This is a genomic window from Candidatus Poribacteria bacterium, from assembly GCA_021162805.1.
Classification (GTDB): domain Bacteria; phylum Poribacteria; class WGA-4E; order B28-G17; family B28-G17; genus JAGGXZ01.
This window is the reverse complement of record JAGGXZ010000144.1, coordinates 1-22,252: the sequence shown is the minus strand read 5'-3', so window position 1 is coordinate 22,252 and position 22,252 is coordinate 1. Positions and strand designations below refer to the sequence as shown.

20 protein-coding genes and 1 pseudogene are annotated in these 22,252 nt (G+C 54.5%); 17 read left to right on the top strand and 4 right to left on the bottom strand.

The window, feature by feature from the left end:
- Positions 1-289: 289 nt before the first annotated feature.
- Together J7M22_10905 and J7M22_10900 are read left to right on the top strand one after the other, a co-directional pair.
- Positions 290-1,171 carry a hypothetical protein gene (locus tag J7M22_10905; protein ID MCD6507118.1) on the top strand — a complete coding sequence of 294 codons (882 nt, stop codon included), beginning with the start codon at positions 290-292 and terminating at the stop codon, positions 1,169-1,171.
- Positions 1,159-1,921 (top strand): annotated as a pseudogene (locus J7M22_10900) (type I restriction endonuclease subunit R). Before J7M22_10905 ends, J7M22_10900 begins: the two are co-directional and overlap by 13 nt.
- A 215-nt stretch (positions 1,922-2,136) precedes the next feature.
- Here J7M22_10900 and J7M22_10895 read toward each other — a convergent pair.
- The 4 genes from J7M22_10895 to J7M22_10880 form a co-directional block, all read right to left on the bottom strand.
- Positions 2,137-3,216, bottom strand: coding sequence for an alcohol dehydrogenase catalytic domain-containing protein (locus tag J7M22_10895; protein ID MCD6507117.1), 1,080 nt, complete (start codon positions 3,214-3,216; stop codon positions 2,137-2,139).
- Between the two features lie 110 nt (positions 3,217-3,326).
- Positions 3,327-4,514, bottom strand: coding sequence for a DUF4861 family protein (locus tag J7M22_10890; protein MCD6507116.1), 1,188 nt, complete (start codon positions 4,512-4,514; stop codon positions 3,327-3,329).
- Positions 4,515-4,600: 86 nt separating this feature from the next.
- Positions 4,601-5,743, bottom strand: coding sequence for a Gfo/Idh/MocA family oxidoreductase (locus J7M22_10885; GenBank protein MCD6507115.1), 1,143 nt, complete (start codon positions 5,741-5,743; stop codon positions 4,601-4,603).
- Between the two features lie 75 nt (positions 5,744-5,818).
- Positions 5,819-6,892, bottom strand: a complete 1,074-nt coding sequence (locus tag J7M22_10880) for a Gfo/Idh/MocA family oxidoreductase (protein ID MCD6507114.1) — start codon at positions 6,890-6,892, stop codon at positions 5,819-5,821.
- A 425-nt stretch (positions 6,893-7,317) separates the two neighbouring features.
- Here J7M22_10880 and J7M22_10875 point away from each other — a divergent pair, with 425 nt between their 5' ends.
- Genes J7M22_10875 through J7M22_10805 form a run of 15 tightly spaced genes read left to right on the top strand, consistent with a single transcriptional unit; the run spans position 7,318 to position 22,114 of the window.
- On the top strand, positions 7,318-8,196 hold the full coding sequence (locus J7M22_10875; GenBank protein ID MCD6507113.1) for a lysophospholipid acyltransferase family protein: 879 nt from the start codon (positions 7,318-7,320) through the stop codon (positions 8,194-8,196).
- A complete protein-coding gene (gene lptC, locus J7M22_10870) occupies positions 8,193-8,744 on the top strand; it encodes an LPS export ABC transporter periplasmic protein LptC (protein MCD6507112.1) in 552 nt (183 codons plus the stop codon). The genes J7M22_10875 and lptC overlap by 4 nt, the downstream gene beginning before the upstream one ends.
- Positions 8,701-9,246: an LptA/OstA family protein gene (locus J7M22_10865; protein MCD6507111.1), complete on the top strand. Its 546-nt coding sequence runs from the start codon at positions 8,701-8,703 to the stop codon at positions 9,244-9,246. The genes lptC and J7M22_10865 overlap by 44 nt, the downstream gene beginning before the upstream one ends.
- Positions 9,243-9,962 (top strand): LPS export ABC transporter ATP-binding protein, encoded by a 720-nt coding sequence (lptB, locus tag J7M22_10860; protein ID MCD6507110.1) that lies wholly within the window; start codon positions 9,243-9,245, stop codon positions 9,960-9,962. Before J7M22_10865 ends, lptB begins: the two co-directional genes overlap by 4 nt.
- Positions 9,963-9,978: 16 nt before the next feature.
- Positions 9,979-11,478, top strand: a complete 1,500-nt coding sequence (rpoN, locus tag J7M22_10855) for an RNA polymerase factor sigma-54 (GenBank protein MCD6507109.1) — start codon at positions 9,979-9,981, stop codon at positions 11,476-11,478.
- Positions 11,479-11,499: 21 nt separating this feature from the next.
- The gene (gene raiA, locus J7M22_10850; GenBank protein MCD6507108.1) at positions 11,500-12,057 is read left to right on the top strand and encodes a ribosome-associated translation inhibitor RaiA; all 558 of its coding nucleotides are present in this window, start codon (positions 11,500-11,502) and stop codon (positions 12,055-12,057) included.
- Positions 12,057-13,055 carry an HPr(Ser) kinase/phosphatase gene (gene hprK, locus J7M22_10845; GenBank protein ID MCD6507107.1) on the top strand — a complete coding sequence of 333 codons (999 nt, stop codon included), beginning with the start codon at positions 12,057-12,059 and terminating at the stop codon, positions 13,053-13,055. Before raiA ends, hprK begins: the two co-directional genes overlap by 1 nt.
- A complete protein-coding gene (locus tag J7M22_10840) occupies positions 13,052-13,477 on the top strand; it encodes a PTS sugar transporter subunit IIA (protein MCD6507106.1) in 426 nt (141 codons plus the stop codon). The genes hprK and J7M22_10840 overlap by 4 nt, the downstream gene beginning before the upstream one ends.
- Positions 13,456-13,932 carry a PTS sugar transporter subunit IIB gene (locus J7M22_10835; protein MCD6507105.1) on the top strand — a complete coding sequence of 159 codons (477 nt, stop codon included), beginning with the start codon at positions 13,456-13,458 and terminating at the stop codon, positions 13,930-13,932. Before J7M22_10840 ends, J7M22_10835 begins: the two co-directional genes overlap by 22 nt.
- A complete protein-coding gene (locus J7M22_10830; GenBank protein ID MCD6507104.1) occupies positions 13,929-14,684 on the top strand; it encodes a PTS sugar transporter subunit IIC in 756 nt (251 codons plus the stop codon). Before J7M22_10835 ends, J7M22_10830 begins: the two co-directional genes overlap by 4 nt.
- The gene (locus J7M22_10825; protein MCD6507103.1) at positions 14,681-15,421 is read left to right on the top strand and encodes a PTS system mannose/fructose/sorbose family transporter subunit IID; all 741 of its coding nucleotides are present in this window, start codon (positions 14,681-14,683) and stop codon (positions 15,419-15,421) included. Before J7M22_10830 ends, J7M22_10825 begins: the two co-directional genes overlap by 4 nt.
- Positions 15,415-15,681, top strand: coding sequence for an HPr family phosphocarrier protein (locus J7M22_10820; GenBank protein MCD6507102.1), 267 nt, complete (start codon positions 15,415-15,417; stop codon positions 15,679-15,681). The genes J7M22_10825 and J7M22_10820 overlap by 7 nt, the downstream gene beginning before the upstream one ends.
- A 2-nt stretch (positions 15,682-15,683) precedes the next feature.
- Positions 15,684-17,435, top strand: a complete 1,752-nt coding sequence (gene ptsP / locus J7M22_10815) for a phosphoenolpyruvate--protein phosphotransferase (protein MCD6507101.1) — start codon at positions 15,684-15,686, stop codon at positions 17,433-17,435.
- Positions 17,432-19,459 carry an HD domain-containing protein gene (locus J7M22_10810; GenBank protein ID MCD6507100.1) on the top strand — a complete coding sequence of 676 codons (2,028 nt, stop codon included), beginning with the start codon at positions 17,432-17,434 and terminating at the stop codon, positions 19,457-19,459. The genes ptsP and J7M22_10810 overlap by 4 nt, the downstream gene beginning before the upstream one ends.
- A 12-nt stretch (positions 19,460-19,471) precedes the next feature.
- A complete protein-coding gene (locus J7M22_10805) occupies positions 19,472-22,114 on the top strand; it encodes a valine--tRNA ligase (protein MCD6507099.1) in 2,643 nt (880 codons plus the stop codon).
- Positions 22,115-22,252: the final 138 nt, after the last annotated feature.

Here is a 22,252-nt window from a genome sequence, read left to right as displayed (position 1 = left end):
TCTCCTTTCCCTCGCAGATCCTTCAAATCAGCATCTCTCCTAGGGTTAACTGCACAAACTAGCTTGGCATCCAGTATCCTCTCAACATCGTCATAATTTGCCTCCCCGTCATATCCTGCATCCCCTATCCCTATTTATTGCACACCCTAGTATAATGTTACCGGGATTAAGGCATGGCTCAAAGGATAATGTTACTGGGAGAGGAGAGCAATGGAGAGAGAGATGAACTTCACAGAGAGGCGCAAATATCTAAGCATCATGCAAAAGCGTTACAAAGAGGCTCAACGTGGTGAGAAGAAAAAACTCTTGGGTGAGATGGAAGCAGGTGGGCACCACAGATGGGAAGTATCTCCGCCGCGCTATCACCGGTCGGGGCGAGCCTACCTGTGTGCCCATGTATTTCCATAAAATGCAGGCGCGACTTGCCGATAGCAGGAGGCTGGATTACTCGGCGCTGGTTCTTCCAGAAGCTCGCTGGGAGGGCCTGGATCCCATCGAATTTGAGCGGCTCCGTCGAATCATTCGTGAAAGCCGCGGGCAGGGGGATACAACTTTGCTGGATCTCTCTGACATCGAGCTAGCTAAGACCCTTGGCGCTGTTGAAGCCAACCACGATGTTACCGCTGTGCGTGTGTTGGGACTGCTCATGTTCGGCAGAGAAGAAGCGCTGGTGCGATTACTACCCACACACGAGATGGCTTTTCAGGTACTTGCCGGCACGCAAGTCGAAGTGAACGATTTCTTTCGATGGCCCCTGTTGCGACTGGTGGAAGAAAGCCAGACTGGACGCCCGCTTGGACTGGATGAGTTGCTACTGCTCAACCATCTCTGGCAGAAACGCCGCGTCACCACATCGGCGGCAGCGCGCCTGATTCAGAAATCCGAGACCGAAGCACGGGCCGTTCTGGAACGACTGGTGGAAAACGGCTTGGTGGAAGCACGCGGAGAACGCAAGGGACGTTCATATCACCTTTCGGCAGCCACGTATCGGCGGCTGGGTGCACAGGCAACCTACGTGCGTCAACGGGGGTTTGAGCCGCTGCGGCAGGAACAGATGGTGTTACAGTACGTACAAGCCCACCTCCACAACCCGTCGCGATGGAATCTGGATCGCGAAAACCCGGCGGCCCGATCGGCTGATAAACGGCGAGAAATGCCATGGGAAATCTGACCGAATCCACCGTTGAACAAGCAGCCTTGGCCTGGCTGGAAAGCTTAGGCTACGTGGTCAAACACGGCCCGGATATCGCCCCCGGCGGGCCGGAAGAGGAGCGCGTCGACTGCGGTCAGGTGGTGCTCGAGGACAGGTTGCGCCAGGCGCTGGAACGCCTAAACCCCGACCTGCCCCTTGAGGCACTCGACGACGCCTTCCGCTCCGGAGGGTGCTACGCTGGAGGCCCGGAACCGGGCGGTGCACCGCATGCTGGTGGACGGGGTCAACGTTGAATACAAGCGGCCCGATGGCTCTATCGCCGGGACACAGGTGCGAGTGCTCGATTTCGACGCCCCCGAGAACAACGATTGGCTGGCAGTCAATCAGTTTACCGTTATCGAAAAGACGAAACATGCCTCGCCCCAACACCGGCGACCGGACATCGTGCTTTTCGTCAACGGCCTGCCGCTGGTCGTCATCGAACTTAAAAATCCCGCCGATGAAAACGCCACTATCTGGACGGCCTGGAACCAGATCCGGACCTACAAGAACAAGATTCCCTCGCTGTTCGCCTACAACGAAGCCCTGGTCATCTCCGACGGCGTGGAGGCCCGCATCGGCACGCTGACCGCCACACCATGTACATCGACAAGCCCATGCGCGGTCATACGCTCATGCAGGCCATCGCGCGGGTCAACAGCGTCTTCCGCGACAAAATCTTATAGATCGTTGCTTAGGGATGCCTTGGGGCTTCTTCGGACAAGATGATCAAGCTTAGGAAGCTCTTACCGGTCTGACATCGCCGGTGGAATCAGCCTTCGATCCTACGAAATGATGAACTCCAGATCTATATGATCTCCCCTTCCCACCACGCTTGGAATCTTCTTTGGGCTTCCTCCCAATCCTCCTTGTAAAGCATACTCACCTCCATGAACGGGGATAAGAAATAAGGGGCGTGGGAGTCGCGCCCCTTAAATTAGAGTTCACTCCATGACAACGATGGCCTTCATGACGTTGCCCTTCCGATCCCTAACCTCATGTAGGGCCTGTTCAAGCTGATCGAGCTTATATCTATGGCTGATAAGCCTTTCGACGTTGATCTGTCCCGTTGAGAGGAGCTGTAATGCCCTCGGCCAAGTGAGGGGTGCAAGCCATGAGAACCTTATGGTCTTATCCCACAGGATCTGGGCCAGGGCGGGGACTTTAACGACCGCCACGTCGGCGGGCAGTCCGAAGTAAACCACCCTTGCCCTTCTGCCGGATATTTCCAGGGCCATCTCCATAGCCTCGACCGAACCGGTAGCCACAATTACCGCGTCGGCGAACTTCCCCCCGCTGAGCTCCTCGATCCTGCCTTTCAGGTCGTCCGTATAGATCGGCGAGGATTCATCGCCTGTATTGAAGACCTCATCCGCTCCTACTTCCAGCCCTACCTGAAGCCTGTAATCGCGCGTTCCCACCAGGACCACCTTTCCGGCGCCCGAGGCCTTCGCCAATTGGACCATCATGATCCCTATCGGTCCGGGACCGATCACCACGCAGAAATCTCCCGGCGATATCTCCATCTTTCCCACGCCGTAGACCGCATCGGCCAGAGGCTCGGTCAGAGATCCCTGCTCATATGAGACGTTATCCGGCAATTTATGGACACTAGTATATTTAACGGCACAGTATTCCGCGAATCCGCCGTCAACCGATACGCCCAACACCGTCTTGTTCTCACAGAGGTTGACATACCCCTTTTTGCATACCTCACAGGCGTTACAATATTGAACGGGATCGAGCACCACCCGATCGCCCGGCTTGAAAAGACCGAGGCTGTCGGGTATCTTGCCTACCTCGACCACCTCTCCGGTGAACTCATGACCTAGGATAAGCGGCCCTTTGCCGGTAGGGGTTTCCAGGGAACTGGCGCCGAAATAATAGGCCACATCCGAGCCGCATATCCCACACGCCTTTACCTTCACTAACACCTGATCATCCGTTATCTGAGGTATATCTACCTCCTCCAGTTTCATCACCTCGGGCTCATAAAACACCTGCGCCTTCATCTTCCCTTTCATCTCTCTCCTCCTTGAAAGGGGTAAGTTTCAAGCGAATGCGATTAGATCATACCAGTTTCAAAGGTGGGTGTCAACCGTGCGGTTTCCCATGTGGGGTATATACCCCGATATCATCTTCGCCTTCTCTTTCTCCGGGGCTTGGGGATTATCTTGACCTCAGGTGGGGAGGCTATGGACTTCGCCATGAGCTTGACGGTGCTCTCAAATTCATCGAAGGAGTTCAGTCCCTCCCGTCCGATCAGATAATAGGAGAGATCGCCGTTAACATCCGGGGCGAGGACCACGGCGACGTTCTCGCTCCCATCCCTTGGAATTATGGAGGGCGAGTCCAGAAACTCCACGAAAGCCTCCGCCGGGAATATGACAGCAGCCCCCGTCCGGCTCTCCTCGTCCCAGGCCATTAAAAGCCCGTCCGCCTTATCTCGCACGACGGTTCCCATTTTGGGGATCAAGGCCGCTATTTTGAGGCCGTTCCCACCGTCGATCTTGAGGGCGTTTAGAGTATAATATCGGCCCGCCGAGATCGAAAGCGTCGAGCTCACTCTGATCCTCTTTCCCCCAACGAGCCAGTTGTCGTAGACGATCTGAACGCTCGACCTCACGGCGCCATCGGAGATCACCCTCGTGAACGTCCTGACGGAATCCTCGGGGGAGCTGGCGGGGTTAAAGGGCTCATGGACCTTCTGACCGTTCCATATCCCGAATCCTCCGCATTTGATCCAGTTGAGCTTCACCTTTGCCTCCCCGTTTGAAAGGAGGGCTCCCAGGTAATCCTTGAGCACCAGTCCTTCTCTGGATTTCGGCGCGAACAGGATCGTCGATCTGAAGTCAATCCTCATGAGATACACCGTCTTTTCCGATTCCCAGGCCATGCCCTCCAGCTCGGGGAAGACGCCGCCAAAGGTCCTCTTCTCGTATCCCAGCGTGAGCCTCATCGGCGCCTTTGGCTCGTATCGCACCGCCACCTCCCTCCTGGCTTCCGGCTCAAGATCTATCAGAAAAACCAACGTATCCAACTTCCCATCTCCGTCGGTATCCTCGGCCTGGCTGGGCAGATCCCTCCCGCCCTCTAAGGGGGAGACCAGGAAGGCCTTAAAGGTGAAATCGGGAGCCACCTTCCTGATATCCTCCACCTTCATGGCGATCGGCAGGTTTATCCTGGCGACCGGAAGGGGGTTCGTAATCACGACCCTGAACTCCGGTATCTTCCTCCTCGAGGGCATCATGCAGGAGCTGAAGATGATAGAGATTATGAGGAAAAGCGAACACAATAGGAGATAAAACGGTTTTATCCTCATCTATTTACCTCATTATCGCGGGACGCCGAGGACGCGGAGACATCGACTTTAAGAAAGCCCGGCGTTCCCCGCGCCTCGGCGATGGATTATCTGAGATGCTGTGGATCGGTCTCACGTCTAGCTTTGACGACCTTCTTCTCCTTCGATTTGGCCTTCATCCCCTCGATGAACTCCTCGTATTCGTCCCTATCGACGGGGATAGTCACCTCTTTCCTCCTGGCACCTGAGAGGATGACGGCGTTTATCAGCTCGACGCTGTTAAGCCCCTCGGCGCCTGGTGAGATCAGCTCCTCGCCGTAGAGGATGTTTCGGGCGAGGTTTCGCATGATAGCGCCGTGACCGCTTTCGCGCTCCTCTATGGGCACTTCGACCTGTTTGGCCTTGGGGCTACCCCACATCTGATCGGTCGTATCCGAGAAGACCTGCACGGGCGTTTCCAGTTCCCAGAAGTAGATCCTGTTGTTGTAAAGCACGAGCTTTCCCTTCTCGCCGCAGAACTCCATGAAGTTGGTTCCTGGGGCCTCGTTCGTGGACGTATGCAGATATCCTATGGCGCCGTTCGGGTATTCGAGCATTGCCGAGGCCTCATCCTCGACCTCTATCTGGTGTCTGCGGGTTCTGGTCACGGCCGACACCTTGCTCGGCAATCCTCCAAGCCATGTGAACAGATCCAGCGCATGGGGGGCCTGGTTGATCAAAACGCCGCCTCCCTCGCCGCGCCAGGTAGCTCTCCATCCGGCGGAATTGTAATAGGCCTGGCTACGGAAATAGGTGACGATCATACTCGCCCGGTATATCTCCCCCAGCCTTCCCTCATCCACCAGTTTCTTGGCCGCCTGCGCGAAACCGGTCGATCGCGTCTGATACATGACGGCGAACGGCACCCCTGTCTCCTCGGCCGTCCTGACCATCTCATCGGCACCCTTGACCGTAACTGCTATGGGTTTCTCCGAGAGAACCGCTATCCCCTTTTTCATAGCGTATACGCTGATCGGGGGATGAAAGTAATGCGGGGTAGCCACGATGACGGCGTCGACCAGCCCGCTATCTATGAGCTCCCTATAGTCGGTGAAGGATTTAACCCCATACTGCTCGGCGACCGATTTGACGACCTCCTCATCCATGTCGCATACCGCCGTGAGTTTACACTCTTCGATATTCTGCATGGTTCTGGCGTGTCCCGATCCCATACCTCCCACGCCGATTATGCCGAATCTGACCTGTTTCATGTCCCGTTACCTCCCTGTTAAGATCTTACCTAAGTGTGATTATAGCATGTTCGTCTGAAAGGATTCAATTGGGGGTTATTTCAGCGGCAGCTCCACCGGCCTGCCGTCCTCAGACCACGATCGAGCCATAGCCAGGGAGATCTCCTGATCTATCCTCCCGTTTATCGGCCCATACTCCGGCTCCTTGTTCTCCCTCACCGCCTCGACGATGCTCATCAGCTCCGATGCAACGCTTATCTCACCCTCCCTCAAGGGATATCTTCTCAGGGGGTTCTCCCATATCACCTCCGGTTCGGTGTCGGCTATCAGGGCGTCTATCACCTCAACACCGTCGACGGTTGAGGTTTTACGTGTGATGGCGATGGGCCTTTTGACATCGCCCGTCTCGTTGAGTATCGCCGCTTCATTTCCCACGCACATTCCCCTCTCGCCGTAGAACTTCGTCGAGTTATGCCATCTTAGCGGGGAACCGTAAGAGAGCGAGGTGAAGTTGAAGATGCCCACCGATCCGTTTTCGAACTCGATCACGCCGTGTTGCCAGTTCTCCGAATTTCTGGGCGGCTCGCCTCTCCGATAGATATGGGCTTGAACGGTGAAATTTCTGCTGAAACCGAAGACCCTCTTGACCTTTTCCTCAAAGCCGATGTAGCTTCGGATAAGGCTGACCCCGTGGTATCCGTGTCCGCGGAAATCGTTATAGGCGGTGAGGATTTTACCGAAGATACCCTCCAGGATCATCGCCCTCTTTATCCGTTCCATCGGGACGCGGTAATAGTTCTCGGCCACCTCTATCTTGACGCCCTTCTCCCTGGCGGCTTGAATCATCCTATCGGCCATCTCCAGATCGGGGTGGATCGGCGTCTCAGTTATGTAGCTTATACCGTACTCGGTGGCTATAAGCGCCGGGATATGGTTGTTCCTCGGTGTTATGACGATGGCAAGCAGATCCGGTTTAACCCGCTTGATCATCTCCTCGGTATCAGTGAAGTGCGGGACGTTATACTTGGTGCCCCACAGCTCCGCTGCCTCAGCCCTAGCATCGCATATCCCGACGAGCTGAAGATCATCCTTCATCTTCGATATAATCGGCAGGTAGGTGCCTGAGCCTCTTCTGCCCGCGCCTACCAGGGCTATTTTCAATCTATTCATCCTGAAATCCCCCCGTCTGTCGGATTTTTCGGCGTGAATTGTAAAGGAAATCAAGGTGTTTTTCAAGACACATAGGATACGGAACGAAAGGCTTGACCTGATCGGTGAGACCTGTTATAATTCTAGCGTTATTTGATACGAGAAGATAACACCAAGGAGAGGTGCTCGGATGAAGTATCTTTCGTCGATAGCGATCTCGTCTTCCCTCTTATTCTTGGGTGTCATAGCGTGATCTCACTTATTGTGTCGTCCCCCACGACATGCGTTTCCTGGATGGGGTGACCGACAGGATCTATCTCATCAAGGACGGAAGGCTTCAGTGAATGCCGTCTCTTAAGGTATGGGTATCCTACCTAAGAGGTTCTCATCTGCACAATTCGGGTGGGTGAAATTGTTTTTCAAGAGGCGATTTGGTATAATTAACCATGTCACGGCGAGTGAAACCCATCAAATCGGTTAAACATCTCATTTATCCGCTCGTCGCGAGACTCCTCATCCGCCTCATAGGGGGGTTAACCCCTGAAAGCGGGCTGAGGATCGGGAAGACTCTGGGGGACCTGCTCTGGCGGTTCGATCGTAAAGGCAGGGAGATTGCCCTTAGGAATCTGAGTTCGAGCTTCCCCGGTAGATCCTCCGGGGAGATACGAAAGATAGCGAGGCTTTGTTACAGAAATATAGGCATGAACATCGCCGAGTTCGGGAGGTTTTCAAGTCTGACGCGTTCGGAGCTGATGCGGATGGTTCGACTTGAAGGCAGGGAGAATCTGGATAGGGCCTTATCGCTCGGAAAGGGAGTTCTGCTGTTGACCGCTCATTTCGGGAATTGGGAGCTTTTAGGAGCGGCGCTGGCAGCACATGAATATAAGGTGAACGCCATCGTCAGAGAGTTGAGGGTTAAACGGCTGGATAGGATCGTAAACTCCCTCAGATCTGCCGCCGGTTTCAGGCCGTTTCCCAGGGAGAGGGGGCTTAAATCGGCCCTGCTCTCGCTTAAGAGAAATCAGATACTTGCCCTGCTGGCCGATATCGATACCAGATCGGAAGGGGTTTTCGTGGACTTCTTCGGCCGACCGGCTTATACGCCGGTGGGACCGGTGCTGATCTCGATGAAAACCGGAGCGCCGATCGTCCCCGCTTTCATAGCGAGAGAGGGGAAGAGGCATAGAATATTCATAGGGGAACCGGTCAGACCGACGGGGGATGTCAGAGCAGATACGCAGAGGTTGACCGGGATGGTGGAGGGGTTCATCAGAAGGTATCCGCATCAGTGGATATGGATGCACCGGAGGTGGAGAGAGCATTGAGGAAGCTCCTGATCCTGCCCCTGTTAGCTCTCTTCTTTATCAGCTGTTCGAACGAGGAAATCAGATCTCCCTCCGAATCGGAGAAGAAGCTGAACTATCAGCTTTGGGGGTTTAGCGCGGAACACAGGAGAGATGGCAGGCTCAGGTGGCGCGTCGGGGGAAAAGAGGCGATTTTCCTGAAAGACGGCAGGGTACGGATCACAGATCCCCTGTTGGTGATATTCGATAAGGGTAAAAAGGCGGCCGTGATCAAAGGCGAAGAAGGGGAGGTCGATCAAAACAGGGAGGACATCAGGATAACAGGGAACGTAGAGGGGATCTCCCGTAAAGGCAGGTTTTACACTCAGGAGGTCGTCTGGAGGGATTCTCAGGACAAATTGCTCGCCCCCGGAGAGGTGAAGGTGGTAAAGGGCAAATCGACGATGTGGGGGCGTGAGATGATCTCCGATCCGAACATGAAGTTCGTCGAGCTTAAAGACGTGAAATTCAACGTGAGGTCCGAGGATGAGAAACATGTCGAGGAACTTCCTCCAACACCGGAGGATTAAGGCTTTCGGATATCTGCTCCCGTTCATCCTCCTGTTGATCCTCTCTCAGGTGGCATGGGTTGAGGAGGGGAAACGGAAACCGGCGGCCGAGGAGGTGAAACCGGAGAAGGGATATATAGTCGGCAGCGCCGATGAGTACGAGGAGAACGAGAAGGACGGTGTGATTATATTCAGGGGAAACGTCAGGATGATCAGGGAGAACGGTTACCTCTACGCCGATCAGGTTGAGGTACATAGAGACCCCAAAACGGGCGATGTGCTCAAGACCATAGCAACGGGACATGTGGATATGAAGGACGGGGACCTGATCGCCAAGTGTGATAAGGCGATCTTGGACGAAGCCAACGATATCATAGAGCTATCGGGCTCAGTCGTCGTTATCAGAGGTTCCGACAGGGTGGAAGCCCCATATGTCAAGTATGACCGCAAAACCGGCAGGCGTTTCGGCAAGGGCGGGGTGAGGTTCAAGGTACAGCTCAAGGAGAAAAAGGCGGAACAATGAAACTCGCCACGCACGATCTGGTGAAGCGATACTACAAACGAGTGGTGGTCGATCACGTCAGCATCGAGCTAGAGCAGGGGGAAGTGGTCGGGCTGCTGGGCCCGAACGGGGCAGGTAAAACCACCACCTTCTACATGATAATCGGGATAGTCAGGGCTGACGGAGGACGCGTGACCCTAGGTGGGCGCGATATCACCTCCCTCCCTATGTATAAACGCGCCAGAATGGGGATCGGATATCTCTCACAGGAGCCGTCCATTTTCAGGAAGCTCACGGTGGAGGAGAACCTTCATGCTGTGCTGGAGTTCAGCGGCCTTTCTGCCGATAAAAGAAGGAAGAGAGTGGAGGAATTGATGAGGGAGTTCGGTGTGGAGCACCTCGCCCATCAGAAAGCTTATACCCTCTCAGGGGGAGAACAGAGGAAGGTGGAGGTGGCCAGAACCCTGGCCATGTCCCCATCCTTTGTGCTCTTGGATGAGCCGTTCGCCGGGATCGATCCCATAGTCGTCCATGATCTCAAGCAGATCATCCTCCAGCTCAGGGACAAGGGGCTGGGGATATTGCTAACCGACCATAACGTCGCCGATGCCCTGGACGTGGTGGATAGGGCATATCTGATAGCCGATGGGAAGATATTGCTCTCCGGAACTCCGGAGGAGCTGGTTGAAAATGAGACGGCCAGGAGGTTATACTTTGGTGAGGAGTTTAAACTTTAGCGCGGGGTAAGAGGTCATGAGGATATCACCTTCCCTTCAACAGATGCAGAAAATCGTAATGACCCAGAAGCTGCAGCAGGCCATTCAGGTATTGGCGATGAACAGGATCGAGCTACAGCAGTTCCTCGAACAGGCGATAGAGCAGAACCCGATCTTGGAGATCGAGGATGACCTGGAGGACGAGATCACCCTGCAACAGGAACTGGATAGTCGCGATCTGGAGGTGAAGATCTGCCCGATATGTGGAGCTGAGGTGCCGTTGGATTACAAGAGATGCCCCAACTGCGGCGCTCCCCTCAACTCGATCCAGGAGGATGAGGATGAGATGCCCGACATAGATCTCGACTCCGTGTTCGATGACACCATAAGCATGACGGAGAGATTGACCTGGGAGGAGGAAGAGGAGGAGGATAGACCCAAAAACGATATCCCGGAGCCGATCTCCTTCCAGGATTACCTGATGGCCCAGTTTGGAATGTTGAAGCTGAGCGATGAGGAAAGCCGTATAGGCGAGGCGATCATAGGGTATATCGGGGATGACGGACTGCTCTCCGTTAGCACGGATCAGATCGCCGATACACTTGGGGTGGAGAATGAGAAGGTCGAAAAGGTGCTCAAAATTATACAGGAATCCCTGGATCCCGTAGGGGTAGGGGCCAGGGATGTGCGCGAAAGCCTTTTGATACAATTGAAAGCGGCGGGGGAGGAGGAGAGCCTTGCAGCCAGGATCGTGAGGGATCATTTCGATGATCTGCTGCAAAACCGTATACCCAAGATAGCCAAGGACTTAAACGTGGAGATAGATGAGGTCTTGGAAGCCATAGATCACCTCAGATCCTTTAATCCAAAGCCAGGGAACGGTTTCGGAATGATCTCCCGAGGAAGTGAGATCATCCCGGATGTAACCCTTGAAGAGGTGGACGGGGAGTATAGGGTGATATCGAACGACGAGGGATTGCCCCGGTTGAGGATAAACCGCAGATATCTGGATATGCTCAAGAACAAGGATTCGCTTTCGCCCGAAGATAGGGAATGGCTGGAAAACTATTGGCATAAAGCGGTGGAGCTGATGAAGATGGTCGAACAGAGAAGACAGACGGTCAAAAGGGTGACTGAGGCGATATTTAACGTGCAGCGGGATTTCCTCGAAAAAGGCTTCAAATATCTTAAGCCCCTGACGCTTAAGCAGATCGCCGATATGGTCGGGGTACATGAATCAACCGTGAGCCGTGTCGTCAACGGCAAATACGTCCAGACTCCGATGGGTGTCTTCGAGCTGAGACAGTTCTTCAGCAGCGGCCTTAAAACGGAAACGGGTTCCCAAGCCTCCTCGACATCGGTCAAGGAGATGATAAAGGAGATGATCGAATCCGAAGATCCTTCCAACCCCCTGAGCGATAGCGAGATAGTGGAAAAGCTGGCCGAGAAGGGGATTAAGGTCGCAAGGAGAACCGTCAATAAATATCGGGCCGAGCTGGGGATACCACCATCAAGCAAACGACGAAAAAAGTGGTGAAATCTCTCCTGGAGGGGACAAATGGAGATTTACATAAACACGAGAAACCTTGATCTGACCGATGACATCTATCGATATGTCCATAAAAAGCTCTCCAAGGCGGAACATTTCTACGGCGGGATAACCGAGGCGCATGTCATAATAGAGACCGTCAAATATCATACCTACACCGTTGAAGTTTCACTTCTAGGCAGACACGTCGCCTTCCACGCTCAGGCGGATGGCGAGACGGTCTTTTCGGCCATAGACGGAGTCGTCGATAAGATCGAAAGACAGGTCAGGAGATACAAGGAGAGGATCAAAGGTAGAAAGCATAAACTCCCACAGCGCGAGGTGGTCATGGAGCTTAGCCAGAAAGGGAGGATCGAAGAGGGGATGGAGGACGAGGAGGAAGAGGATGTGGTCAGGGTGACCGATAAGTTCGCCCCTAAACCGATGTCTCTGGATGAGGCGATCATGCAATTCAAACTCTCCGACGACGATCTGTTCGTCTTCGTCAACTCCCAGACGAACTCCGTCAACGTCCTTTTCAGGATGAAGAACGGGAAGATAGGATGGATTGAACCGGTGTTTGACTGATGCCTCAGAGTATAACCGTCGGAAAACTATATGCGAGGATGAGATATGAGCTCCAGATGGAGCTGGTGACGGGCGAAGGGGGACTGGATAGGAGGATCGAGGTGGCGGAGGTTAACCGCCCGGGGTTGGCGCTCTGCGGATATTACGACTATTTCGCCTATGACCGGATCCAAGTTCTGGGTAACGGGGAGATCTCGTATCTCCAAACCCTAACCTCCCATCAGCGGAGCGAGATCTTCGAGAGGTTCCTCTCATATGAGATACCCTGTATCGTGATCACCAGGGGGCTCCCGATCCCAGAGGAACTCACCCTCAAGGCGGGTAAAGCGGATATACCGGTTTTCTCCAGCAGCCTGGCGACCCCTGTCTTCACAGCCAGGTTGCATCTCTTTCTGGAGGAGGAGTTCGGGCCATATGAGGTCGTGCACGGCGACCTCATGGAGATTTTCGGGATAGGCGTCCTGATATTAGGAGAAAGCGGCATCGGCAAAAGCGAGTGTGCGCTCGATCTCATCCGCCGCGGACATCGCCTGATAGCCGACGATGCCGTGTTGCTCAAGAGGGTAACCGGACATAGGATCTTCGGCACAAGCGCCAACCCTCATCTCAGACGCTATATGGAGGTTAGGGGGGTGGGCATAATAGATGTCGTGACCCTCTTCGGCGTGACGGCGCTTAGGAGACGTAAACGCGTGGAGCTCGTCGTCACTCTGGAGAGATGGGATGAGAACAAGGAGTATAACCGATCAGGGCTAGATGAGGATTACTACTTCATACTCGGCGAGAGGCTCCCGCACGTGACCATTCCCGTCCAGCCGGGTAGAAACACCTCCATAGTGGTCGAGGTGGCAGCTATGAATTTACGGGCTAAAAAAATGGGGATCTACTCGGCCAAGCAGCTCGAGGAAACGCTCATCGAGAGGATGACAGGCGATAGGGCCCTCGAGGAACCGATCGACATCATCGAGGAGGATTGGGGAGAGGATCTTGAGATATGAGCGTCGGAGTTATCGTGACAGGACACGGAAGACTGGCCTCAGCTATGCTTGAGGCGGCCGAACAGATAATGGGACGTCAGAGTAACATCGCCGCTGTGGATATGCACAGGGAGGACGGCGAATCAGTTATGAGGGATAAGATCAAAAGGGCGATCGAAGGGATGAAAGATAGGATAGAGGGAACGCTGATCCTGACCGATCTGTTCGGCGGGAGCTCCTGCACCCTCTGCCTTTCCCTGGGAGGAGATATGGACGTCAAGATCCTCTGTGGCGTGAACATGCCGATGCTGTTGAGGGCTTTGACCTACAAGGATCTTCTCCCCCTGGACGAGCTGGCCGATAAGGTCTATCAGGCCGGACGGGAAGGGATAGTGGATGCCGGCGAGAGATTGAGGGAGGCATGCTTATCCTCGCTAGGATAGATGACAGGCTTATACACGGGCAGGTAACGGTCGGATGGGCCAAACCTCTCAACGCCAACTCCATAATGGTCGCCGATGATGCCGGAGCAAAGGACGAGTTCCGCAGGGCGCTTATAACTATGGCTGCCCCCGCCGATATGGAGGTGGAGGTGCTTCCCATCAAGGTGGCCGCTGAGGAGCTGAAGGGGGAGAATCTGAGACCGAGGAAGCTCATTTTGCTTCTCTCATCCCCCTCCGACGCCCTGAGGCTCGTCAAGGATGGAGCTCCTATCGGGAAGTTCAACATAGGTGGTCTTCATTTCGCCCCGGGCAAGAGAAAATACATGGATGCCCTGTTCCTGGACGAGCGGGATCTTAAGGCGATCAGGGAGCTTCTGAGAGCGGGCGTGAGATTGGAGTATAAACCGCTGCCAACCGATGCCGGGATGGACGTGTCTGAGATAATTCGGGGATGATGTCTCCGGCAGAACTGATCAAGATAGGACTCATCGGCGGTATCCTGAGCTTCGATTACGTCTCAGGGTTGAGGTTGATGCTCTATCAGCCGATCGTGGCAGCGCCGCTGACCGGTTATCTGCTCGGTGATTTCAGCTTCGGGGTTACCGTTGGCATATTGCTCCAGCTTATATATATAGGTGAGGTCTCGGTCGGGGCAAGCAGAGCCGACGATGTCGCCATCGCCTCCGTCGTCTCGGTCGCTTCCGGAGCTCATATGAACGTGGATGGGATCGCGGCGGCTTCCGTCGCCGCCGGCATCTCTTTCGGTCATCTGGGTGGCTTGACCGATATGTGGGTCACCAGATTGAATCCCATCCTCGTCGAGAGGATCGAGAGACGAATTGAACGGGGGAAATTCGGAAGGCTGTGGTTTCCCCTGCTGATGGCGGCGGTAACGGTCTTTCTGATCTCCGGGATGATCTCAGCGATCGGCTCCCTGGCGACGGGTTATGCCTTTAGGCATCTTTTGAGCACTCCGCCTCGATTTGTGGAAATAGGTCTTATCTGGGGCGAACGGCTGATACCGGCTGTGGGCATAGCCGTCCTTCTCAACTCACTTCAGATCGGGTTTGAGAAGCTCGTCTTCATCATCACCTGTGTGGTGACCCTCTTAGCTCTTTCGCTGGCGGGATTCAATGTTGGAATCGCCATCGGGATATCGGTCGCGGCGATCGTATCAGGCATTTGGATCGGGAAGGACAAGGTATGAAGGGAAAGACGATCACCCTGTTGGATGTAATCCTGAGAGCTTTTCTGATACAACTGCCCTTCGATGCCAGAAGGATGCAGGGGACCGGGTTTCTGTTTTCCATCTCGCCTCTGCTGAGGAGGCTCTATGCCGACGACGATCTGGCGAAGGCCTATAAGAGGCATCTCGGTTATTTCAACACTCACCCGTATATGGCCTCTGTGATTCTGGGAGCGGTCGCCGCGGCCGAGGAAAAAGGGGAGGCTGATAGGGCGATCGAAATGAAGAAACTGCTCGCCGCCCCGCTGGCATCCATAGGCGATGACCTGTTCTGGATGGCGCTGAGACCGCTCGCGGCCATAATAGGACTTCAACTTCTGATCCTGGGCTATGGCTGGGGGATCATCCTCTTTCTGATCGCCTACAACCTCCCACATCTGTTCATCAGAACCGCCGGTTTCTATTACGCATACCGATTCGGATTGGAGGGAACGGTGCGCGTGATGAGAAAGCTCAAACCCAAGAGAATTATCCTGTTCGCGGATATATCCATGGCCGCATTCCTCGGAACGATGGTGGGGTTGATGCTCGTCAAAGGATACGTGATGTCCGATCTCATAGCCAGCTTTGGCATATTGGCGGCTACATCTTTTGCTATGATGCGTTTGATAGGTAAAGCCAGGATCTCAGCGCCTACCTGGGCTTTAATTCTGATATCGGCCTCCATACTCGTAGCCCGGTTGGTGGAGATATGGTGAAGAGAGAGGTAACCATAACCAACCCGCTCGGATTGCATGCTCGGCCCGCGGCCATGTTGGTTAAGGAGGCGAACAAATATCCCTGCGATATATATATCGCCAAGGGGAATATGAAGGTGAACGCCAAAAGCATCATGGGCGTCTTGATGCTGGCAGCGGGTAAGGGCAGTGTGATCACGCTTATAGCAGATGGGGAGAAAGCGGAGGAGGCGCTCGATAACCTCGAACGATTGATTAAAAGTAACTTCGATGAGGAGTGAAGATGGAGGTATTGACCGGAATTCCGGCATCTCCGGGGATCGCCATAGGAAGGGCGTTCCTGTTCCAAAACGATCCGAAGGCAAGACGCAGGTCTATAAATCCCCAGGAGATCGCCGAGGAGATCAGAAGATTGGAGGAGGCCGTCAGGATTACCAAGGAGAAACTGCACGAGATACACGAAAGGCTCTCTTCAACCACACCCTCCGGCACGGCAAGCATGTTTCAGGCCCAGATGTTGATGCTCGAAGACCCGATGTTCCTCGAAAAGATCCATCAGGAGATAGAAAAGAGCCTCGTCAACGCCGAATGGGCTGTGATGAAGGTGGGAGAGGAGCTGGCCGAAACCCTGGCCCAGGTTGAGGATGAGTATCTGCGTGAGCGATCGATCGATATAAAGGATGTCTCCAGACATATATTGGCAAACCTTTCCGGTGAGGAGAGACCGGATATCTCGTCACTTCGGGAGAAGGTGATAATCGTAGCCCATGATCTCGCCCCTTCAGATACGGCGCTCCTGCCTAAGGAGAAGGTGATGGGGTTCGCCACCGATATGGGCAGCCGGATATCGCATACCGCCATACTAGCACGCTCCCTGGAGATACCCGCCGTTGTGGCATTGGGAGATATATCGGCGAAGGTTACAACAGGGCAGAGGATCATACTGGACGGCAGCCGCGGCAAAGCCATCATAGACCCCGACGACGAGACGATAGCCCGATATGAGGGGATAAGGCTCAAATTCATAGAGCATGAGCGGGAGTTGAGCGTTATAAGGGATCTCCCAGCCATCACCGCCGATGGCCGCGAGGTAATGTTGTCGGCCAACATAGAGTTCCCCGAGGAGCTAGAGGCCCTCAAGCATTACGGCGCCAAGGGGATAGGGCTTTACAGAACCGAATACTTCTACCTGCGTAAGGATACCCTCCCAACGGAGGAGGAGCTCTTCGAGGATTATAAGAACGTCGCTCAGACCGTCTCGCCCGATCCGGTGATCATAAGGACGCTGGATCTGGGAGCGGATAAGTTCGTCTCATACCTCGGAGTGCCTGAGAGCATAAGCTCGATGATGGGCCTCCGCGCCATCAGGCTCTGCCTCAAATATCAGGAGATATTCCTGCCACAGCTTAGGGCCATACTCAGGGCGAGCGTATATGGAAATGTGAAGCTGATGTTCCCCATGATCTCGGGCATAGAGGAGCTCAGACAGGCCAAATCGGTCCTGGAAAAGGCGAAGAAGGAACTAGATGACGAAGGGATACCTTATAACCGAGATATAGAGGTGGGCGTGATGATCGAGATACCGGCGGCGGCCGTCACATCGGATATCCTGGCCAAAGAGGTGGACTTCTTCAGCATAGGGACGAACGACCTGATACAATACACGCTGGCGGTCGATAGGGGCAACGAGGAGATATCCTGGATGTTCGAGCCCTTCCATCCGGCGGTCCTGAGGTTGATAAAGTATGTCATCGAATCGGCCCATAACAACGACATCTGGGTCGGTCTATGTGGCGAGATGGCCGCCGATCCCGTCTTCACCTTGATACTGCTCGGTTTGGGACTGGATGAGTTCAGCATGAACCCCGCCTCCATACCGGAGGTCAAAGGGATAATCAGGGCCTCGTCCTACGCCGACGCCCAGGAGATCGCCGAAGAGGCCTTGAAGCTCTCCACGGCATGGGAGATAGAGGCGTATATATGGAGGATAGCCATGCAGAGATTCCCCGAACTGTTGAATTGGGTGGGAAGATGAATCAAAGGAGAGGGATAAATCTCGGAGTCATAGGACTGGGAGGATGCGGTGGGAAGCTCGCCGAGCTCTTTCACAGGCTCGGATATCCCGCCATCGCTGTGAACACCTCCTCCGCGGATCTCTCCTCGCTCTCCATCCCCGAAGAGTGCAAGCTGCTCCTGGGACCGGGTGAAGGAAGCGGAGGGGATATCGAGAGGGGCAGGGAGTTGATCGAGGAAAACGGGGAGATCATCCGCCGGAGAGTCTCCTCGCCTCTCGAACCTGCTACGGAGCTTCTGATCCTATCAGGGGCGGGAGGCGGCACAGGGGGAAATCTAGCGCTGCTGGCGGAAAAACTTGAGGATCTGGGTAAGCCCATCTCCTTCATAATCGTCCTGCCCGCCGATTTCGAGGGGACACAGGTTAAGATGAACGCCGTGAAGGCGATCGATGAGCTTACCGCCCTTGATATGGGCTCCACACTGATGATCGATAGTGCCACGCTCATCGATCGGGTGAGCGAGGGTGGGATGATGAAGCTATATGAACGGATCGATAACCTGATCGTCACCCCTCTGGACGAGCTGAACGGCATCAGCTACGATGAATCGCTTCTGCCGCTTTACCCGTTCGATCCGTCGGATCTGAGGGCCCTTATGCTGCAGGGTGGCGTTATGACGCTGATGAGATTGGATCTCCTCTCAGAGGATATCTCCTCCCCGGGCAGGCTTATCTTCAGGATATGGGATAAGATGTTGAGGCTAGCGCCCGTATCGGGGATCGATCCCACCACGGCGTCCGGATGCGGGGTGGTGCTCATGGCGGGCGAGGAGGCGATGAGCGATGGTGGCGAGAGAACTTTTGAGATTCTGCGTGAGCATCTGGCTCAGGTTGCCGACGGATGTAGGATATATCCCGGCCTTTACTTGACCCGGGAGGAGCACGTCAGGCTATACCTGATCCTTTCAGGCCTCGATCTCCCCGATAGAATTGCGGAACTCAGAGAACAGGCGGAGAGGGAATGGGGGAAGCTTCAGGAAAAGCGGGGCAGGAAACGAGAACCGTTTGAAGCTAGACCTGTACCTAAAGCTCAGCCGGAGGTCGAGAGAGCGGCCGCTTTGACCAAGGAGGAACTCGAATCGCTCAGGATACTGGAAACACCTGGCGGCCTTCGGGATTCTTTCCCTCCGTTGATCGGGAGAATCGCCCCGCTGGATCATATCGGTCATAACGAGCTTATAGCCTTAAAGAGGATGGCTTCCAGCCTGGCTGAGATGACCCGATCCTCAAGGAAGCCGCTTTTGAAGGTGGCCGAGGATTATCCCGACATGGACGATTTCCTGGCCCTACACTCCTTTAACGTAGCATTGCTCTCCGCATATCTGGGGAGGGGGATGGACTTGGGCGAAGAGGACGTCGAAACTTTGATCCTAGCCGCTCTGATCCACGATCTGGGGATGTTCAGGCTGCCGAGGGAACTCGTTTTCGCCCCCAGGAGGTTGAACGATGAGGAGATGAATGAGATCAGAAAGCATCCCGAACTGGGAGTAGAGATGGTGGCGAATACCCCCGATCTTCCCGTCCAGGTGCCCATGGTTTTGATCCACGAACACGAGAGGATGGACGGTAGCGGATATCCGGAAGGGATATCTGGGGATGAGATCCATCAGTTCGCCCGTATCGTCTCCGTCTGTGACGTCTTTGAGGCGATCTCACATAGACGTCCTCATCGAGATCCCTTCCTGCCGTATGAGGCGATGAGACAGGTGATAGAGATGAGCAGGGTCCAGCTGGACTATAAGGTCGTCAGGGCATTCGTTGATCTGATGTCTATTTATCCGATAGGTAGCTTCGTAAAACTCAGCACGGATGAGGTGGCTCAAATTGTGGATTCCGTCCCCGGTTACCCCTTTCATCCCATCGTCAGGGTCATCGAAGTGGAGGAGGGACGAATAAAACGGAAAGATATGGTATACTATCTGAAGGATGAAACCGGCGTTAAGATCGTCGGACCGACAGATCCGCTGAGACCAAGAATATCGTGAGAGGTTTTCCAGATGGTGGATATTCCTAAGGCATACGATCCAAAACCGATTGAGGGAAAATGGTATAAGTTTTGGCTTGATAGAAAGTATTTCCATGCTGAGGAGAAATCGCATAAGCGACCTTTCTGTATCGTCATCCCTCCGCCCAACGTGACGGGCAGCCTGCATATAGGCCACGCGCTGGATAATGCCCTCCAGGATATACTGATCCGGTGGAGGCGGATGCAGGGATATAACACGCTCTGGCTGCCCGGAACGGACCATGCGGGGATAATAACACAGCACGTCATGGAGAGAATGCTGGCCGCAGAAGGGCTCTCCAGACAGCAGATCGGCAGGGAGAAATTCCTGGAGAGGATGTGGCGATGGAAAGAGCGATCGCGCGGGACGATCATAGGACAGCTTATGAAGCTGGGCTGCTCGTGCGACTGGGATAGGGAGAGGTTCACGCTGGATGAGGGGCTTTCACGGGCGGTGAGAACCGCCTTCAAAAGGCTTTACGACGAGGGGCTGATCTATAGAGGAAGCTACATCGTCAACTGGTGTCCCAGATGCGAGACGGCGCTTTCCGATCTGGAGGTGGAATACGTCGAGGAGGAGGGAAAGCTCTACTACGTGAGATATCCTCTTGCCGATGGAAGCGGCAACTTAGTGATCGCCACCACAAGGCCCGAGACGATGCTCGGCGATACGGGTGTGGCCGTCAATCCTGAGGACGAAAGATATAAACATCTAATCGGCAAAAAAGCGATTCTGCCCATCGTCGGGAGGGAGCTTCCTATAGTCGGCGATCCGGTCGTGGACGTGGAGTTCGGCACGGGCGTGCTGAAGGTCACACCTGCACATGACCCCGCTGACTTCGAGATAGGCAAGAGACATGACCTGCCGGAGCTGAACGTCATGAACCCGGATGGCACGATGAACGAGAACGCCGGGAGATTCGCTGGAATGGATCGGTACAAGTGTCGCGAGGCGATCCTCAGGGAGCTGAAGGAGGGGGGATATCTGATCAAGGTGGAGGATTACACCCATGCGGTGGGGACGTGCGAACGATGCCATACGCCGATCGAACCCCTGGTCTCGGAGCAGTGGTTCATCAGGATGAAACCTCTGGCCCAAAAGGCGATAGAGGCGGCCAGAGAAAAGCGGGTTCGGTTCATACCTGAGATGTGGGAGAAGGAGTTCTACAACTGGATGGAGAACATAAAGGACTGGTGTATATCGAGACAGATCTGGTGGGGACACAGAATACCGGTGTGGAACTGTCAAAGCTGCGGCGCGGAGATAGTCGAGGTTGAAACCCCCAAAGCGTGTCCCAAATGTGGGTCAGACGATCTGGTTCAGGATCCCGATGTGCTCGACACGTGGTTCAGCTCGGCGCTCTGGCCCTTTTCAACCCTAGGTTGGCCGGATGATACCCAGCTTCTCAGAACCTTCTACCCCACCTCGGTTCTCGTGACGGGATGGGATATCCTCTTCTTCTGGGTCTCAAGGATGATAATGACGGGGCTTAAGTTCATGGGAGAGGTGCCGTTCAGATATGTATATCTACATCCGTTGGTGGCTGACGAGATGGGCAGGAAGATGAGCAAATCCCGAGGCAACGTCATAGACCCATTGGTGAGCATGGAGAGATACGGCACCGATGCCTTCAGATTCGCCCTGACCGCCTCGGTTATACCCAGCCGTTACATGCCTCTTCCCGAAAGTAGAATGGAAGGGGGACGGGCCTTCGCGAATAAGATCTGGAACGCATCCAGGTTCGTGATCATGAACTTGTCCGATTTCAAGCCGGATAACTCAAAGGAACTCAGTCTGGAGCTATGCGATAAGTGGATACTCAGCCGATATAACGGGATAGTTGCGGCAGTTAACAAGGCCCTTGAGGGGTTTAAGTTCGAGCTGGCGGCGCAGCTCATCTACGATTTCATGTGGCATGAGTTCTGTGACTGGTATGTGGAGCTGAGCAAGATAAGGCTGTATCACTCCGAGAAACCCGAAGAGAGATATACAGCTCAGTTCATCCTATGGAAGGTGCTCGAGGGGATGATGCGCCTGATGCATCCGATCATGCCCTTCATCACCGAGGAGATCTGGCAGATGCTGCCACACGACGGTGAAAGCATCGTCATAGCTCCCTATCCGGAGCCGGATGATAGATGGATCGATCACGAGGCGGAAGGCAGAATGAACTTGATCATGTCCATCATCCGGGATATAAGGAGCATCAGGAGCGAGATGAACATACCGCCTTCCAAAAAGCTGAAAGCTATCATTCGGGCGCCGAACGATCGGGAGAGGGAAACGCTCGAATCTCATAGAGGCTATATCTCCTTTCTCTGCCGCGCCCCGGAGATAGAGATATCGCCCGAGGCAAGTAGACCTCCAGCCTCCGCAGCGGCGGTGGTGGGGGATATAGAGATATTCATCCCACTGGCCGATCTGATCGATCTCAACAGAGAACGGGCAAGGCTTCAAAGGGAGCTTGAGAAAACGTTGAAGGAGCTTGAGAGGGTCGAGAGAAACCTTAAAAACGAATCCTTCCTCGCCAGAGCGCCGGCCCACGTGATCGAACGCCAGCGGGAGAGAAAGTCCGAACTCGAATCGATCATAGCTAAACTCAGGAAGAACATCAGCTTCCTGGAAACCGGATAGGAGCGATGCGTTACGACGTTGCCACGAAAGTGGTAGTGGAACACGGCAAGGAGGCGATACTGAGGGAGCTCGTGGGGATAGAGGCTGTGGAGGCTGAGCTGATAGAGGAGCTACCGCAGGAGACGGTCAGCCTGAGGA

What these genes read in the sequence shown, in the direction of transcription:
- J7M22_10895 (MCD6507117.1), bottom strand. Translation starts at nt 3,216, where the DNA reads ATGAAAGGGAAGATGAAGGCGCAGGTGTTTTATGAGCCCGAGGTGATG.
- J7M22_10890 (MCD6507116.1), bottom strand. Translation starts at nt 4,514, where the DNA reads ATGAGGATAAAACCGTTTTATCTCCTATTGTGTTCGCTTTTCCTCATA.
- J7M22_10885 (MCD6507115.1), bottom strand. Translation starts at nt 5,743, where the DNA reads ATGAAACAGGTCAGATTCGGCATAATCGGCGTGGGAGGTATGGGATCG.
- J7M22_10880 (MCD6507114.1), bottom strand. Translation starts at nt 6,892, where the DNA reads ATGAATAGATTGAAAATAGCCCTGGTAGGCGCGGGCAGAAGAGGCTCA.
- J7M22_10875 (MCD6507113.1), top strand. Translation starts at nt 7,318, where the DNA reads ATGTCACGGCGAGTGAAACCCATCAAATCGGTTAAACATCTCATTTAT.
- J7M22_10865 (MCD6507111.1), top strand. Translation starts at nt 8,701, where the DNA reads ATGAGAAACATGTCGAGGAACTTCCTCCAACACCGGAGGATTAAGGCT.
- lptB (MCD6507110.1), top strand. Translation starts at nt 9,243, where the DNA reads ATGAAACTCGCCACGCACGATCTGGTGAAGCGATACTACAAACGAGTG.
- rpoN (MCD6507109.1), top strand. Translation starts at nt 9,979, where the DNA reads ATGAGGATATCACCTTCCCTTCAACAGATGCAGAAAATCGTAATGACC.
- raiA (MCD6507108.1), top strand. Translation starts at nt 11,500, where the DNA reads ATGGAGATTTACATAAACACGAGAAACCTTGATCTGACCGATGACATC.
- hprK (MCD6507107.1), top strand. Translation starts at nt 12,057, where the DNA reads ATGCCTCAGAGTATAACCGTCGGAAAACTATATGCGAGGATGAGATAT.
- J7M22_10840 (MCD6507106.1), top strand. Translation starts at nt 13,052, where the DNA reads ATGAGCGTCGGAGTTATCGTGACAGGACACGGAAGACTGGCCTCAGCT.
- J7M22_10835 (MCD6507105.1), top strand. Translation starts at nt 13,456, where the DNA reads ATGCTTATCCTCGCTAGGATAGATGACAGGCTTATACACGGGCAGGTA.
- J7M22_10830 (MCD6507104.1), top strand. Translation starts at nt 13,929, where the DNA reads ATGATGTCTCCGGCAGAACTGATCAAGATAGGACTCATCGGCGGTATC.
- J7M22_10825 (MCD6507103.1), top strand. Translation starts at nt 14,681, where the DNA reads ATGAAGGGAAAGACGATCACCCTGTTGGATGTAATCCTGAGAGCTTTT.
- J7M22_10820 (MCD6507102.1), top strand. Translation starts at nt 15,415, where the DNA reads ATGGTGAAGAGAGAGGTAACCATAACCAACCCGCTCGGATTGCATGCT.
- ptsP (MCD6507101.1), top strand. Translation starts at nt 15,684, where the DNA reads ATGGAGGTATTGACCGGAATTCCGGCATCTCCGGGGATCGCCATAGGA.
- J7M22_10810 (MCD6507100.1), top strand. Translation starts at nt 17,432, where the DNA reads ATGAATCAAAGGAGAGGGATAAATCTCGGAGTCATAGGACTGGGAGGA.
- J7M22_10805 (MCD6507099.1), top strand. Translation starts at nt 19,472, where the DNA reads ATGGTGGATATTCCTAAGGCATACGATCCAAAACCGATTGAGGGAAAA.